Genomic DNA, 15,185 nt, shown 5'->3' with positions numbered 1-15,185 from the left:
ACCGCACCAACCGGCACGGCAGGCTCGCGCTCACCGGGACGATCACCCTCACCGCCGGCCTCGGCGGGATGGGCGGCGCCCAGCCGCTCGCCGTGACGATGAACGACGGCGTCGCGATCTGTATCGACGTCGACCCGCGCGCCATCGAGCGCCGTATCGAGCACCGCTACCTCGACGTGCGCGCGGACTCGCTGCAGCACGCCCTGCAGCTGGCGGTGGAGGCCCGGGACGCCCGCCGGCCTCTGTCGATCGGCCTGCTCGGCACCGCGGCCGAACTGCTCCCGCAGATGCTCGCCGAGGGCGCCCCCATCGACATCGTGACCGACCAGACCTCGGCCCACGACCCCCTCGCCTACCTCCCCATCGGCGTCGACTTCGACGACATGGCCGACGCCGCAGCCAAGGACCCGGCGGGCTTCACCACCCGCGCCCGTGAGTCGATGGCCCGCCACGTCGAGGCCATGGTCGGCTTCATGGACGCCGGCGCCGAGGTCTTCGACTACGGCAACTCGATCCGGGGCGAGGCCCAGCTCGCCGGGTACGACCGGGCGTTCGCCTTCCCCGGCTTCGTGCCTGCCTATATCCGGCCGCTGTTCAGCGAGGGCAAGGGGCCCTTCCGCTGGGCCGCGCTGTCGGGTGAGGCCTCCGACATCCACAAGACCGACAAGGCGATCCTGGAGCTCTTCCCGGAGAACGAGTCCCTCGCGCGCTGGATCAAGATGGCCGGCGAGCGCGTCCACTTCCAGGGCCTGCCCGCCCGGATCTGCTGGCTCGGCTACGGCGAGCGAGACAAGGCCGGTGAGCGCTTCAACGACATGGTGGCGAGCGGAGAGCTGGCCGCCCCGCTCGCCATCGGCCGCGACCACCTCGACTCGGGCTCCGTCGCCTCCCCGTACCGCGAGACCGAAGCCATGCTCGACGGGTCCGACGCGATCGCCGACTGGCCGCTGCTCAACGCCATGGTCAACGTGGCCTCCGGCGCGTCCTGGGTCTCCATCCACCACGGCGGCGGCGTCGGCATGGGGCGCTCCATCCACGCCGGCCAGGTCTCCGTCGCCGACGGCACCGCACTCGCCGGCGAGAAGCTGCGCCGCGTGCTGACCAACGACCCCGGCATGGGCGTCATCCGCCACGTCGACGCCGGCTACGACATCGCGGAGACGGTCGCCGACGAGCGGGGCGTCCGGATGCCTATGCGCGATGGCGTCTGATCCCCGGAAGCGCATCGCAGGCCCGCACCGCTCAGGCGCGGGCCTGGGCTCAACTCAGTGCGTCACCGACCAGGGCGAGGTCCTGGATGGCCGCGAGACCGTACAGCGCCGTGGAGTTGCTGCTGATCCAGGGGGCGTCGGTCCCGGCGTTGAGCACGGTGGGACCGTTGACCTTCGTGGTCGTCCATGAGGTGCTCGCATCCGGATAGCCGTCGCTCGCGGTGAAGCTGCGCCGGCGCCTCCTCGCCAACGAGGGCCCACATGGCCCGGCCTGGCGGTCCGACAAGTTCATCACGTACTGCAGAACGCAGACGGTGACCAACTGCGCGGGCGAGAGCCCGGGGCGACCGTCGCGCGGGTACCAGGCGGTGAAGTCCTCATCGTTCCACAGGCCGTCAAGGCGGTCGCGGATCCACATCGAGGTGGTGCCGTGGGGGTTGCTGGCCCGGGCGACCCGCACGGTCAGCGGCGGGATCTCGGCTCCGGGGCGAGACTGGAGGGACATATCAGGCTCCTGGGGAGCATCGGCAGAACGGTCAACGAGCCTGACGCAACGTCACGATCGCCAACTGCCCATCCTCAAGATTCCCGACAGAGTCCCTCAAAATAGCGCGAGTAGTCGGCGCAGCCGTCGGAGAGGGAAGCGCGGGAGGCGTTCGACATGGCGGGTCCCTGCGGATCGGTCCGTGAGGGGTGTTCTCCGCGGTGGACCGGGAGGCGCGCTCGGGCATGCGTGCGGTGCTCATCTCCGTACGGGTTTCCGCCCATGCCGTCTCGACGAGCAGGGGGGCGGGACCCTTTCGAGTCCCGCCCATGCGGTCTACGACATGTGGAACGTCGTCGTCCTGGCCTTCGTCTTGGGGACGTACTGCTGTTTCCAGTTCCAGGCGCCGCTGCCGAACTGGTAGTGGAGTTCGACCGAGGAGTTCTTCTTCCACCAGTAGTCCCACATGGTGGCGCAGGTGTGGGCGTAGGCGTCCCAGACCGGGGAGTCGTCCCACTCGTTGAACTGGTTGTAGCCCTTGACCCAGAACCGCAGGTTCGAGTTCGAGTCGTTGCAAACCGTGATCTGCACGGCGGGGACCCCGTCGGCGCTGGCCGTTGTGGGGAGGGCCAGGCCGCCGAGGACGGCGGCCGCCGTGAGCGCGGCTACGGCGAACTTCCTTCTGACGTCACGCATTTCACTGTCACCGTTCTGTTCGGGTGAAGAGGGATCAGCTGAGCAGCCCTTTGGAGCGCAGCCAGGTCCGCGCCGCCTTCGCGGGGGATTCGCCCGCGTCTACGGAGGAGGCGAGCGCGGCCAACTGCTCTGTCGTCAGCGCCGAGTTGACTCGGGCCAGGGCTTTTCTCGCGGCCAGGCCCGCGTACGGGGCCTGGATGAGAGGGAAGACGTGCTCGGGCGGGATGACGGCTTCGGGATCGGTCAGCACCTCCAGCTTGCCCTTGGTGAGGGACGGGTCCGTGCTGCGCAGGGCCAGTACGTCGGCGGTGGCCGAGGTGCCGGCGGTGGTGAGAGTGACGCCGTACGCCTTCTTCAGTGACGAGGGTGTCGGGGCGTCGGGGTCCTTCGAGGCGGCGCCGCCGAGGGTGAGGCGGCTGCCGGCCTTGGGGAGGTCGGCGAGGCTGTGCAGGTCATGGGCCCGGGCGGTGGCCTTGGTGACCGCGAGGACGACACCTCGGTCGGCCGCGGCCGGGGGCAGGGCGGTGATGCCCACCGGCAGCGCCATGCTCAGCGTCGTCGACACGTTCCCGGGCAGGGTGTCCCCGCCCGGGAATGTGCGCAGCAGGGTGCTCTCGTACGCCGGAGCCAGCCCGATCCTGCCCGCCACCACGGCCTTGGCGGTGGCGGAGGGCGAGGCGTAGCTCGTCGTCACCATCCGCACCTTCTGCCCGGCCCCGGTGAGGAGTTCGCCGTACATGGCCGCCACCACCCGGCTCTCCGCCGAGGTGTCGGTGCCGATCACCGTCGGTCCGACAGCGTCCGCGTATGCGGTGTCGGGCTTGCTCGTCGCCCCCGCCGCACAGCCGGTCAGGAGGACCAGCGAGCATACGGTGGCGGCAGCGAGCCGGAGCCGGGAGCGGGTCGCGGAGGTCGCGGAGGTCGCGGAGCGCCACATGCTGTTGTCCGTCCTAACTCACTGGCAGTGGGCGCCGCGCTCGCCCGAGGTCATCTGCGCGTCCCTGAAGTTGACATAGCCCTTATTGGGCTGGTCGTTGTTGAAGCCGGCCGACTGGTAGTTGTTGATGTACCAGATGTAGTGGCCGTAGTAGCGCTTGCCGAAGTGCAGCTCGTACCAGCCCTTGGCCTGCTGCTTGGAGGTGCCGCGCTCTATCCAGCCCTTCCAGCCGGGCTTGATGTTGACGGTGTCGGTCACGATGTCGGTGTGCGAGGCCACCCAGCTGTGGCTGTAGCTGGCCGTGATCTCGGTGGAGAACGTCTCGAACCACTTGTACTCGGCGCTGATCGAGATGCCGAAGGTGTTGGTCGAGCCGGTCGTGTCCGACCCGCCGACGGACACCGTGTTGGTCAGGCTCCCGCAGTTGTAGGCGGTGTGGCCGACCAGGTGCTTGGGACCGGTGTAGGTCCAGTAGGCGGTGGCGTGGAACTCGCAGAGGTCCGTGCTGTGGCCACACGCGTCCAGCAGCTGCTTCGTGGTGGGGCTGTCGGCGGCGGAGGCCTGCGGAGCGGCCATCAGCGAGGCGCCGAGGGCGAGGGCCGCGACGGCTCCGGCGGTGCGGAGGGTGCGCCTGGGGGACGAGGAGGAGGTCTTGCGGCGGGCGAATGCCATCGTTGACTCCAGTGAGCGGGGGATGAAGCGGGCGGTCTGCTTCCGGGCAGCCGACGGGGTCGCCGTCGGCTGCCCGCCGGTTTCACTGACCGGGGGGTGCAGCGAACCGGGTGAGCCCCACTCTTGGCGCCTCGGATTTGTCTATCAATGCAGTTCAGAGGCGTAAACAACCCTTCGGGGGACGGAAACGGGACACGTTGCAACCCGTTCACGCTCCATTAACCGGGGGCCTTTCCTACGAGCGGCCGGTGTGCGGTCTTCCGTGGCCTGGAGCGCGGATGTGCCTTGTCGGCCGGGGGAGGCGCGGCTTCGCGCCGTGCTCCGGGAGGCGGCACGGCCTCGGGCGTCACGATGCCGTGCGCGGACGCGCCGGGCTTCCGGGACACGTGCCGCCGAGCGACGGGCGGCGACGAGGTGGTGCGCGCCGGCGCCGGAGTCCCGGTCGGCTTCGGCGAAGCGGCTGGGGCGGGGCCGACTTCCGCTACTGGGTCGGGGCCGGCTTCCGCGACCGGGTCGGCGGTACCGGACACGGCGCACAGGCGCCGGTAGGGCACATCGGAGAGGTAGGTCCGCCATTCGTCGGCGGTCAGGTTGCGGCCGGCGCGCGCACAGAGCTGGGTGACGACCTGCGAGGGTCCGACCGCGTACCGCTGGACAGGGACGTGGGCGCTGCTGGCGTGGACGGAGTCCCCGTGCCCGTCGAAGGCGAGCGAGCGGATCGCCTCGCCGGGCGTGGTGAGGCTGCCACCGAGAGGCTGCCGGGTGGCGGTGTCCCACAGCCGGAGCGCGCCGGAGGCGTAACCCACCGCGAGGGTGCGGCCGTCGGAGCTGAAGGCGAGCGCGGTGACCCGGGCGCCGATCGCTCCGTCGCCGGCCACTCCGGCGACGGGAGGGATGACGGCCTCCCGGTGGCGTTCGGTACGGCCGTGCCAGACCGTGACGCTGCCGAAGCCGCCACCGGTGGCGAGGTGGACGCCGTCGGGGCTGAGAGCGAGAACCTCCGCGTCGCCGTCCGGGCCGGGCGGCACGTCGGTGTCCAGGCCGAACGGCAGCGCGGAGGCGGGGCCGGTGAAACCGGAGGCCAGGGCGGACTTCAGGGTTGCGGTCAGGGCTTCGGGCCGGTCGGTCCGCGTTCCGCGGGCGGTGTTCCACACCTCGCCGGTGGGCGAGCCGGTGGCCGTCGCCCGGGAGAGGAGCAGTTTCCCGCCGCCCGGGGTGAGCGCGATGGAGCGGACCGGGGACGATCCGCCAGGCTGAAGGACCGCCCGCACTCGGTGATCTGTCACATTCCATACGACGAACCGCGCGCCGGACGCTTCCGGCTCACCCAGGCCGTAGGCGAAGTCCCGCTCGTCCGGACTGAAGGTCATCAGCGGCCCGGCGCCCCCGGCCCCACTCCGGCCGTCGGTTGCCGCGAGTGAGGGCAGCCGGGCGAGGACACGCCCCGTCCGGGTGTCGCGCAGGCTGAAGAGGTAGTGGTCGCCGTGCCGTTCGGCGGCGGCCAGCAGACGGCCGTCCGGGCTGAACGTCTCGCGGGCCAGCGGCCGTTCGAGCCACGGAGAGGTGAGGGGCACCGAGAGGTCGAGGGAGTGCACGGTGCCGCCGGTCAGGTAGCGCAGGGTCGGGCCGTCCGGATCCCAGGCGAGGGCGGTGATGGGCCCGTCGGAGGGGGCGTGGCGGAACACCGGTGCTTCCGCCGCCGATATGCGCCAGGCCGTCGTCCCGTCCGGGCCGGCCACCGCGAGGAACCGCCCGTCCGGGGTGAACGCGAGATGGGACACTCCGGGTTGGGCGATGTCCGCGAGCTGCCGGCCCGAGGCCGTGTCCCAGACGCGTATCGCAGCGCCGGAGACCGCCGCGAAGCGCGTCCCGGCATGGTCGAAGACGGGGGCGGCGGACGAGCAGTCCACCGCCGACGAGTCCTGCCAGGCGCCGATGACCGTGCGGTGGCGGACGATGTCCCGCAGCATGAGCGGCTGGTCCTGCGCGCACACGGCCGCCAGGCGCCCGTCCGCGCTCGGCACGACGACATCCATGGCACCGGCGGCACCTGCGGCGGAACGCTCCAGCACCACCGGGTCGTCCGTGAACGCGCTCAACTGCGCCATCGGATCGGGGCCGTTCACGACGTACGCACCGACGCCGAGCTCCGAGTCGGCCGCCGCGTGATACCCGACGGGGTCCTCCGTCCCCGCCGGCAGCCGCCACAGCCGGGAGGCGCTGTCACCGTCAGTACCGGCCAGGGCGAGGGTCCGCCCGTCGAGGCTGACCGCGGTCACCGCACGGTCCGGCAGGCGTCCCGATCCGGTACGGCGATGTGTGGCCACGTCCCAGGCCGACCACCGGCTGCCGCCGACGCCGAGCAGGGTGCGCCCGGAGTCGGCGAGGAAGTCGCGGGTCTCGTCGTTCTGGTCGGGGTCGGTGAAGGCGTCGCGTTCGGGTTCGGCGAGGGCGTCGAAGAGGGCGGCGCGGCTCTCGGGCAGCGGGGCGAGCCGCCAGGCGGCGATGCTGAGCAGGGCCCTGGTGCGGGGATCGGTCACCCGTTCCCCGCCGACGAGGCCGGCGGCCCGGCGGGCTCCGGCCAGGCTGCGCTCCCTCTTCGCCATGTCGCTCTCGTGCCAGGCGATCTGCCCGGCGACCAGGACCCCGCACACGACGCAGATGAGCGCCACGACGAGTCTTCGCATGCGGCGCTGCACCTGGGCGGTTGTCCAGCGCTCCATGCGGTGGGCCACCCGAGAGGCGCTGAGGAAGGCGCGCTCCCGTGCGGCGAGGTCGTCGTCCTGCCGTTCGCGGGTGAACAGCACGTCGGCCACGGCGAGGTTGATCCCCCGGTACAGGGTGCCGGGGTCGCGGCCGTGCTCGTGCCAGTTGCGGGCGGCCTCGGTGAGGTGGCGGTGCATGCGCAGCCGCTCGCGGTTCTCCTCGAGCCAGCACTGCAGCCGGGGCCAGCCGGTGATGAGGGCCTCGTGGGCGAGTTCGACGTTCTTCTCGTCCACGGTGACGAGCCGGGCCCGGGAGAGCCGTTCGAGGACGAAGGGCACCTCGGGGTCGGGCCATTCGCGCAGGTCGGCCCGTCTGACCGGGCGGCGGCTGTCGGGTGTGCCGTCGCCGGGGGCGATGAGGGCGAGCAGGAGCCGGCGGGCGGTGCCGGTCTGGTCGGGCGACAGGCCGCCGTAGACCTCCTCGGCCGCCGCGGCGATCGCTCCGTGGACGCCGCCCGCCTGCTCGTAGGCAGCGAGCGTCAGCACTCCGCTGCGTCTGCGGCGCCAGGTCTCGCGCAGGGCGTGCGAGAGCAGCGGCAGCGCGCCGGGCTGGTCGTACACCTCCTCGACGATGCGGGCGGTGAGCTCCCGCTCGACCCGCAAGCCGGCCGCCGTGGCGGGCTTGACGATGGCGTCCCTCAGTTCTTCCCGGGTCATCGGGCCGACCGTCAGGCTCGTGTGCCGCAGTGCCTCGGCGAGGCCTGGGTGTTCGGCGCACCGGCCGTGGTAGCCGGCGCCCACCGCCACGACCACGCGCAGCCGGCCGCCCGAGTCCTTGGCGGCGAGCAACTGCTCGACGAACAGCCAGCGTTCGGCCCGGTCGCGGCAGAGCGTGAAGATCTCCTCGAACTGGTCGACCACGACGATGCGGTGCGGCTCGTCCGGCCCCGGCGCCAGCAGCCGGCTGTGCGTGGCGGCCGGCCGCGCGCCGGGTGTGATCAGCCAGAGCTCCGCCGCGCAGCCTGCCGCCTGGACGACCTTCTCCAGGCGGGGCAGCACGCCGGCCCGCAGCAGGGAGGACTTGCCGCTGCCGGATGCGCCGACGAGCACCGCGAACAGGTGCTCCTTCATCAGCCTCACCGTGTCCTCTGCGAGCTCGTCCCGGCCGAAGAACAGCTCCTGGTCGGCCGGTTCGAACTGGGCGAGTCCTTTGTACGGTGACTCGCCGCCCTCGGTTTCGCGGGCCGCGACGTCGTCGACCGCTGCCAGCCGGCTCTCCCACTCGTCCGGATCGGCTCCGCAGGCCCGTGCGTACGCGCGCACGACCGCCACCGACGGCAGCCGCTCGCCCGAGGCCGCCCGCGACAGGGCGGCCACCGAGACGCGGGCCTGTTCGGACATCGTCCGGTACGACGGGGAGCCGGCCCGCGCGCGCAGTGACCGCAGCTCGTGGGCGAAGCGCTGCACCGGCCCCGCGTCGGGATCGAGCAGCCGCTCGGGGCGTCCCCGCTGTCGGCTGCTCACGGCCGCTCCCGCACTCGGCTTCTCACATTCACAAACATTCACTCTCGCAAACCAGCCGGGGTGATCGCATGCAGGAGGTGAGTATGTCATGACAGCTTGATAGTTCAAGGAATATCTCAAGTCTTTGCCAGTAATGGATCCACGCCGTTGCGTGATCGTTCAGATGGTGCGGTCGTGCTCGCGCGAGCAGGACGAGGGGGGTCTGGTGCAGCTTTGGGTGACAGGTTTGACCTGCCCCACCTCTCAGGTTCCAGTTCTGCTGGCTAACTGACGGCCTTCACGAAAGGCTGCCGGACAGGCCCCGCGCCTACCCCGCTGAGTTCCGCGCCCGCGCCATCGCGTTGGTGCGGGCAGGAAAAGAACAGCAGCAGACCGCCGTTGACCTCGGCATCCATCCGGTCACGTTGTCGAAGTGGTTGCGCCAGGGCGACATCGACAACGGCCGGCGCCCTGGCAGGGCCTCGGGAGGAGTCCGCACCCTCCTCTGCACCAGCCGCACCACCGGCTTCTGGGGTCCGCCCTCCGTGCCCTCGCCCCCAGCGAGCACTCGACGGGCCGACACATCCGATTGAAGCAGTCCACGAGCCGAGGGATGCGGTGTCGACAGATAACCAGGCCCGTCTCACAGAGAACAAGATCCGGACCATTCCCGGGCCGACGGCTCCAACGAGCCACATGTAGCCACGTTTTACGCAGGTCAGCGACGTGTGACGCCTGTACCACCAGCAGACGAAGAACGTTTTGGTTTCATACAGCCCGAAGAAACTTGGGTTCTTCTAGACCGTCACCGGTCACCGCACCAACCGGCACGGCAGGCTCGCGCTCACCAACGAGATCGGCATCGCCACACCGCCGTCGGCGATGTCCCAAGGGGTCATCGACCTGGCGGTGACGCAGGACGAGAAGTTCCTGTACGTACAGAGCGGGACCCCCGGCACCGTCGACGGCTTCCGCATCGGCAGGAACGGCTCCCTCACCAAGGTCACCACGGCCATCGAACTGCCCCCTTCGCCGAGTCCGGTAGTGGTCCTTGGCCGGCTGGATCGGCGGCCTGCCGAAGAACACCCGCAGCGGCGGGTTCTCGGTATCCACGATCGCCAGCAGGGCGGGACCGACGGCCTTCGGATCGCCCATGTCGGACAGGTCCAGGCCATCGGCCAGGGCCTGGCGGACTCCGTCGTAGAGCGGGTCGGGCTCGGAGTTGACCGCGGAGGCGCCGGGCCAGTCGGTGGGATAAGGGCCGGGCTCGACCAGGGTGACCTTGATGTTCTGCCCGGCGACCTCGGCGGCCAGGGCCTCGGACAGCCCCTCCACCGCCCACTTGGAGGCGGCGTAGACACCGAAGCCAGTGCTCTGACCGCGTAAGTTCGCCGGGGTGGTGGTCGTGGCGGTTGGATGTGCACTGACGTCCGTCCCGACCGCTGGGGGTGTGGTGGCAGAGCCTGTCCGTGTGCGCAGGTTGACCGATCAGGAGGGGCAGAAACTGCAGCAGATCGTGCGCCGGGGCAGCACCAGTTCGGTGCGGTTCCGGCGGGCGATGATGCTGCTGGCCTCGGCCGGCGGGAACCGGGTGCCGGTGATCGCGAAGCTGGTGCAGGCCGACGAGGACACCGTCCGGGACGTGATCCACCGGTTCAACGAGATCGGCCTGGCCTGCCTGGCCCCTCAGTGGGCGGGAGGCCGTCCCCGCCTGCTCAGTCCTGACGACGAGGACTTCGTCATCCAGACGGCCACCACCCGCCCCACCAAGCTCGGCCAGCCCTTCACCCGCTGGTCCATCCGCAAACTCGCCACGTACCTGCGGAAAGTGCACGGCCGCGTGATCCAGACCGGCCGCGAGGCGTTACGGTGCCTGCTCGCCCGCCGCGGCATCACCTTCCAGCGTACCAAGACCTGGAAGGAGTCACCGGACCCCGAGCGCGACGCCAAGCTCGACTGCATAGAGCACGTGCTGGAACGCTTCCCTGACCGGGTGTTCGCGTTCGACGAGTTCGGCCCGCTTGGTATCCGGCCCGCCGCCGGCGCGTGCTGGGCTGCTGCTGGTCACCCCGAGCGCCATCCCGCGACGTACCACCGCACTCACGGAGTGAGGTACTTCCACGGCTGCTACTCGATCGGCGACGACACCCTGTGGGGCGTCAACCGTCGCAAGAAGGGCGCCGCGAACACCCTGGCCGCGCTCAGGCCGACCGGGCCGCTCGCCCGGACGGCGCCCCGATCTACGTCATCCTGGACAACCTGTCCGCCCACAAGGGCGACACCATCCGCCGCTGGGCGAAAAAGAACAGGGTCGAGCTGTGCTTCACGCCGACCTACGCGTCCTGGGCCAACCCGATCGAGGCCCACTTCGGGCCGTTGCGACAGTTCACCATCGCCAACTCCAACCACCGCAACCACACCACACAGACCCGGGCCCTCCACGCCTGTCTCCGCTGGCGCAACGCCAACGCCCGCCACCCCGACGTCCTTGCCGCCCAGCGTCGAGAGCGCGCCCGCAGCCGCAGTGAGAAGGGCATCCGATGGGGCGGACGAGCGAGGACGGCGGCTTGATCATTCGCTGACGGTCAACGTCGCGCAGTCCTCGACTCCAGTTCGGACAGCACCGCCCGGAGTCGCTCCAGGGCCGCGGTCGTGTCCGGCTCTCCGCGGTTTCAAGGTCAAGATGGCAACGACCCATGCCGCTGCCCGCGCCGGTGACCTCGCCGTCGAGCTCGAACGCCGTCTCCAGCACGATCGATCGGCAGCCCCACGAAGACGATCTCGACGAACACTCCGGTCCTCCCTCTAAACCCGGCGAACCACAGCGGTCAGAGCACCTAGCTGCTCGCCGATCGACCGTTCGCCGGCGTCTCGGTTCGCCAGCCGAGGAGGATCGTGCGAAGCGCCTGTTCGGCGAGGTAGCGGGCGCGATCGTTGCCGACGCTGCCGATGTAACTGAGCGACGCGATGCCGTACAGCGTGCCCCAGAGGATTTCGCAAGCCTGGTCGAAATCGGCCAGGACCACGTCGTGTGCAGCCGACCAGGAGGTGAGCAGCTCCTTGAGGACGTCGATGACCGGTTCCGCGACGCGCCGGCGTTCGTCCGCGTCGACCATCGGGTCGTTCATGACCTGGAAGAGGTGGGGGTGCTCGCCGGCGAACCGGACGTACTGCGACGCAATGCGCGTCATGCGCCGGTCCGTATCGGGCTCCTGCGCGGCTTGGCGGAACTCGCTCAGCATCAGGCGGTGACCGTGCGCGACCAGCTCCAGTACGAGCGCGTCCTTGTTGGCGAAGTGCTGGTAGACGACGGGCGCGGAATATTCGACGTCGGTGGCGATGCGCCGGATCGTCAGGGCCGCGACGCCCTCGGTCTCGAGAACGTGCAGCGCGGCCTCGATGATCCGCTCCCGGGTGTTCGCCCGTTCGCGGGCCCGTCTCGTACTGGTCGACATGGTCCGTCACTTCGCTTCGATGGTGTCCTCGAACACTAGTCACCGCCTTGACCGCGCCGACGACGCGCGTCATAGTTAACGGCGTTAGGAAATTTAACAGCGTTAGAAGCAGGTAATAAGTCATGATTTACCACATCAACAGAGTCACGATGAAGGCCACTGCGACGCCTGAGCAGATCGAGGGGGTGCTGGAGAGCTGGCGCAATCAGGGCCGGTCGAACCCCGCCATCAAGTCCTTCGTCGTCGGCCGTGACCACGGCGGCGACTACACGTACGGCGCGGTGTTCGTCGTCGAACATCTTGACGGGCTCTTCGCCTACCTGACGCGTCCGACCACCTACCAGACCGACCACCTCGGGCTGCACCTGGTCGAACGGCTGGAGATCTTCGACGTCAGTGACGACGACCCTGACCTGAATGCCAAGATCCAGGAACTGCACCGGCGCCGCAACGAGCTCAACCCGCAGATCGCCGGCATGCTCGCAGACGTGCCCACCTATACCGGCTCCGGCGTGGACGACTGACCGATACCCCGGAGAAGGAGAAACCGTCATGGCCAAGCACGTCATCATCGGTGCCGGTTCCATCGGTACCAACGTCGCTCGCCTGCTCGCCGAGCGCGGCGAGAGCGTCCGGATCGTCACCCGCAGCGGCTCCGGCCCCGAGCACCAGCTGGTCGACCGGGTCGCCGCGGACGCGTCCGACCCGTCCCGCCTGACCGAGCTGTCCCGCGGCGCGGAAGTGATCTACCACTGTGCCAATCCACCCTCATACACGGTGTGGGAGCGCCTGTTGCCGCCCCTGCAGACGGCGGCTATCACCGCCGCCAAGGCGAACGACGCGGTCCTCGCGCTGACCGGCAGCCTTTACGCCTACGGTCCGCAGCCCGGTGGCCGGATGAACGAACACACCCCCATGGCCGCCACCGGGCACAAGGGCCGCCTGCGCAGACGCATGTGGGAACAGGCCCTCGCCGGGGGGATCCGCACCGTCGAGGTCCGCGGCTCCGACTACATCGGCAAGGACGCCAACGGCATCTACTCCCTGCTCATCAAGTCGGCCCTGCAGAAGGGAAAAGCGGCCTGGATCACCGGCCACCTGGACATGCCGCACACCTTCACCTTCAACGGCGACATGGCACAGGCCCTCATCACGCTGGCCTCGGAAGAACACGCATGGGGCCGACCCTGGCACGTGCCGTCTGCGCCGGCCGTCACCATTCGCGAGCTGGTGCGGCGCTACGCCGTCGCGGCAGGCCGGCCGCCGATCAAACTGATCCAGATACCGCGCTCTGTGACGCGTACGGCCGGGCTGATCGTGCCGATCGCCCGCGAGATGGCCGAGATGGACTACCAGTGGTACGCGCCGTTCCACATGGACGCGACGGAGACCGCCGAGACCTTCGGCCTGACCGCCACCGACCTCGACACCGCCGTCCGCAACGAGGTCAGCTGAACTCCCACCGCCACACCGGCACGTCGACGGCAGGTCCATGACCGCGCCGCCCCGCAGCGAGCAGGCCGGTCCTGAAAGCGGCCTTCGGTGTCGTACCTGCAGAGCAGCAGCGCGGTAGGCGTCGTCCAGCCTCTTGAAGACCACCCCCCTCCATCCCGACCGACGCCTACGTCAGCCACTCGCGCACGACATCGACCTCAGTGGTCGACGGACACAACACCCACGGCGCCGACAGCCGACGGGCGGCGTACACGGACTCCCGCGCGGCCTTGCCCGCCGATACGGCCGAGAGGTCGTGTCCGTCCCGGACAGCCGCAACAGATCGAACGCGAAAGCGGGCGGGACCTCGCACGGCAATTGCGTCCGCCCAAGACTTCGTGACTGGGGACCAAAGCTGGTGTACGGCCCGTCAGTAGATCGTCCTGTAGCTCATGGCGGTGCATGCTGTCGATCAGCGGGGAGACCCCGCTGAAGAGCAGCCCTCCGCCGGCGTCATGACCCCCTGTCGCACCGGTGTGGGCGCGGGGCCGCAGAGGGCCGATCTCCTTGGGAACCAGATTGGATCAGACGCCGAAGGCACTGCTGATGACGAGGTCGAAGGCGCGTAGAGGCTGTGCCGGCCCGCTTCGGCGAAGGTTCGGCCTGCGGTGGCCGCGGTCGATCCAGCCGCATCGCGCGACTGTATGGATCTCTGCGCATGCCGGGACCGACGGGCTACGCCCTAGGCGAGCCGCTCTATCAGCATGGCCATGCCCTGCCCGCCGCCGACGCACATCGTCTCCAGGCCGATCTGTTTGTCATGGGCCTGAAGGTTGTTGATGAGCGATCCGGTGATCCGCGCTCCGGTCATCCCATAGGGGTGGCCCAACGCGATGGCCCCGCCCGAGACGTTGAGTTTGCCCTCGTCGATCTGCAGCGCCTGTGCAGAGCCGAGCACCTGCACGGCGAATGCTTCGTTGATCTCGACGAGATCGACGTCGCTCATGGTCAGGCCCGCGTGGTCGAGCGCCTGACGGGTGGCCTCGATGGGGCCGAGGCCCATGATCTCCGGCGAGAGAGCGGTCACGCCGGTGGAGATGATGCGGGCCAGCGGCTGCAGGCCGAGTTCACACGCCCTGACATCGGACATGATGACGAGGGCCGCCGCTCCGTCGTTGAGCGGGCATGAGTTGCCGGCGGTGACGGAGCCCTTCTTACGGAAGACCGGCTCGAGCGCGGAGACCGCGTCGAGCGTCGTGCCGGGCCGCGGGCAGTCGTCCTCGGCCACGATCGACCCGTCGGGCAGGGTGATCGGAGTGATCTCCTTGCGGAAGTGGCCGCGCGCGATGGCCTCCTCGGCTCGGTGCTGCGAACGAACCGCCCACCGGTCCTGCTCTTCGCGACTGATGCCCGTGAGGGAGGCGACGTTCTCCGCGGTTTCACCCATGCTGATGTACACGTCGGGCACCAGTCCCGACTCGCGAGGGTCGGTCCAGGCCTCGTGGCTCGCCTGCCTGGCGGCCGAGCGTGCCTGAGCGACGCCGAACGCGGGGTTCTGCGTGTCCGGCCAGGAGTCCGAGTTGCCGTTGAGATACCGGGACACGGCCTCTGTGCCCGCCGAGATGTAGGCCGAGCCTTCGCCTGCCTTGATCGCGTGGAAGGCCATCCGCGTCGTCTGCAACGACGATGAGCAGTAGCGGGTCACCGTGGTGCCCGGCAGGTTGTCGTAGCCCAGTTGGACCGCCACGTTGCGCGCCAGGTTGAAGCCTTGTTCGCCACCGGGGAGACCGCAGCCGAGGATCAGGTCTCCGATCTCGCCGGGGTCGAGTCCCGGGACCTTGGCGAGCGCCGCAGCGATCACCTGCGTGGCGAGATCGTCGCTGCGCATCTCCTTCAGCGACCCCTTGAAGGCCCGACCGATCGGCGAGCGGGCGTAGGACACAATCACGGCTTCGGGCATCTGAGTGCTCTTCTCGGAGATCAGGTGGTGGGTTCTGTCCGGGCGAGCAGCTCTCAAGCTCCGGCAGAACAGGGATGACGTCAGCAAGGTAGCCACCCGAAACAGGTGCCCCATAGGACGATCGCGCC

Annotated in this window: 10 protein-coding genes and 3 pseudogenes; 5 read left to right on the top strand and 8 right to left on the bottom strand. The window is 69.6% G+C overall.

Features of this window, described 5'->3' with window-relative positions; all coding sequences use genetic code 11:
- Positions 1–14: 14 nt before the first annotated feature.
- A pseudogene (hutU, locus tag ACWCRD_RS40480) lies at positions 15–1,211 on the top strand (urocanate hydratase); the annotation flags it as partial.
- Between the two features lie 49 nt (positions 1,212–1,260).
- On the opposite strand, the gene ACWCRD_RS40475 reads toward hutU, so the two are convergent.
- The 5 genes from ACWCRD_RS40475 to ACWCRD_RS40455 form a co-directional block, all read right to left on the bottom strand.
- Complete coding sequence (locus ACWCRD_RS40475; protein WP_450970669.1) at positions 1,261–1,716, bottom strand: exo-rhamnogalacturonan lyase family protein; 456 nt, start codon at positions 1,714–1,716, stop codon at positions 1,261–1,263.
- Between the two features lie 315 nt (positions 1,717–2,031).
- Positions 2,032–2,391, bottom strand: a complete 360-nt coding sequence (locus tag ACWCRD_RS40470; protein ID WP_450970668.1) for a hypothetical protein — start codon at positions 2,389–2,391, stop codon at positions 2,032–2,034.
- 34 nt (positions 2,392–2,425) lie between these two features.
- On the bottom strand, positions 2,426–3,328 hold the full coding sequence (locus ACWCRD_RS40465; RefSeq protein ID WP_450970667.1) for a glycine betaine ABC transporter substrate-binding protein: 903 nt from the start codon (positions 3,326–3,328) through the stop codon (positions 2,426–2,428).
- Between the two features lie 18 nt (positions 3,329–3,346).
- A complete protein-coding gene (locus ACWCRD_RS40460) occupies positions 3,347–4,000 on the bottom strand; it encodes a hypothetical protein (RefSeq protein ID WP_450970666.1) in 654 nt (217 codons plus the stop codon).
- A 218-nt stretch (positions 4,001–4,218) separates the two neighbouring features.
- Complete coding sequence (locus ACWCRD_RS40455) at positions 4,219–8,229, bottom strand: nSTAND1 domain-containing NTPase (protein ID WP_450970665.1); 4,011 nt, start codon at positions 8,227–8,229, stop codon at positions 4,219–4,221.
- A gap of 287 nt (positions 8,230–8,516) precedes the next feature.
- Here ACWCRD_RS40455 and ACWCRD_RS40450 point away from each other — a divergent pair.
- A pseudogene (locus tag ACWCRD_RS40450) lies at positions 8,517–8,693 on the top strand (transposase); the annotation flags it as partial.
- Positions 8,694–8,976: 283 nt separating this feature from the next.
- Here the strand turns inward: ACWCRD_RS40450 and ACWCRD_RS40445 are convergent.
- Positions 8,977–9,687 (bottom strand): SDR family NAD(P)-dependent oxidoreductase, encoded by a 711-nt coding sequence (locus ACWCRD_RS40445; protein WP_450970715.1) that lies wholly within the window; start codon positions 9,685–9,687, stop codon positions 8,977–8,979.
- Between ACWCRD_RS40445 and ACWCRD_RS40440 the strand changes: the two are divergent.
- A pseudogene (locus ACWCRD_RS40440) lies at positions 9,662–10,779 on the top strand (IS630 family transposase). The gene ACWCRD_RS40445 and the pseudogene ACWCRD_RS40440 overlap by 26 nt on opposite strands.
- Positions 10,780–11,045: 266 nt before the next feature.
- Here the strand turns inward: ACWCRD_RS40440 and ACWCRD_RS40435 are convergent.
- Complete coding sequence (locus ACWCRD_RS40435; RefSeq protein ID WP_450970664.1) at positions 11,046–11,663, bottom strand: TetR/AcrR family transcriptional regulator; 618 nt, start codon at positions 11,661–11,663, stop codon at positions 11,046–11,048.
- A 122-nt stretch (positions 11,664–11,785) separates the two neighbouring features.
- On the opposite strand from ACWCRD_RS40435, the gene ACWCRD_RS40430 reads away from it, so the two are divergent.
- Positions 11,786–12,187, top strand: coding sequence for a Dabb family protein (locus tag ACWCRD_RS40430; protein ID WP_450970663.1), 402 nt, complete (start codon positions 11,786–11,788; stop codon positions 12,185–12,187).
- 28 nt (positions 12,188–12,215) lie between these two features.
- On the top strand, positions 12,216–13,118 hold the full coding sequence (locus ACWCRD_RS40425; RefSeq protein WP_450970662.1) for an SDR family oxidoreductase: 903 nt from the start codon (positions 12,216–12,218) through the stop codon (positions 13,116–13,118).
- Between the two features lie 721 nt (positions 13,119–13,839).
- Here ACWCRD_RS40425 and ACWCRD_RS40420 read toward each other — a convergent pair.
- Positions 13,840–15,057, bottom strand: a complete 1,218-nt coding sequence (locus tag ACWCRD_RS40420) for an acetyl-CoA C-acetyltransferase (RefSeq protein WP_450970714.1) — start codon at positions 15,055–15,057, stop codon at positions 13,840–13,842.
- Between the last annotated feature and the right edge of the window lie 128 nt (positions 15,058–15,185).

This window comes from Streptomyces sp. NPDC002092 (assembly GCF_053593775.1).
This window is presented reverse-complemented; position numbering and strand designations above follow the sequence as displayed.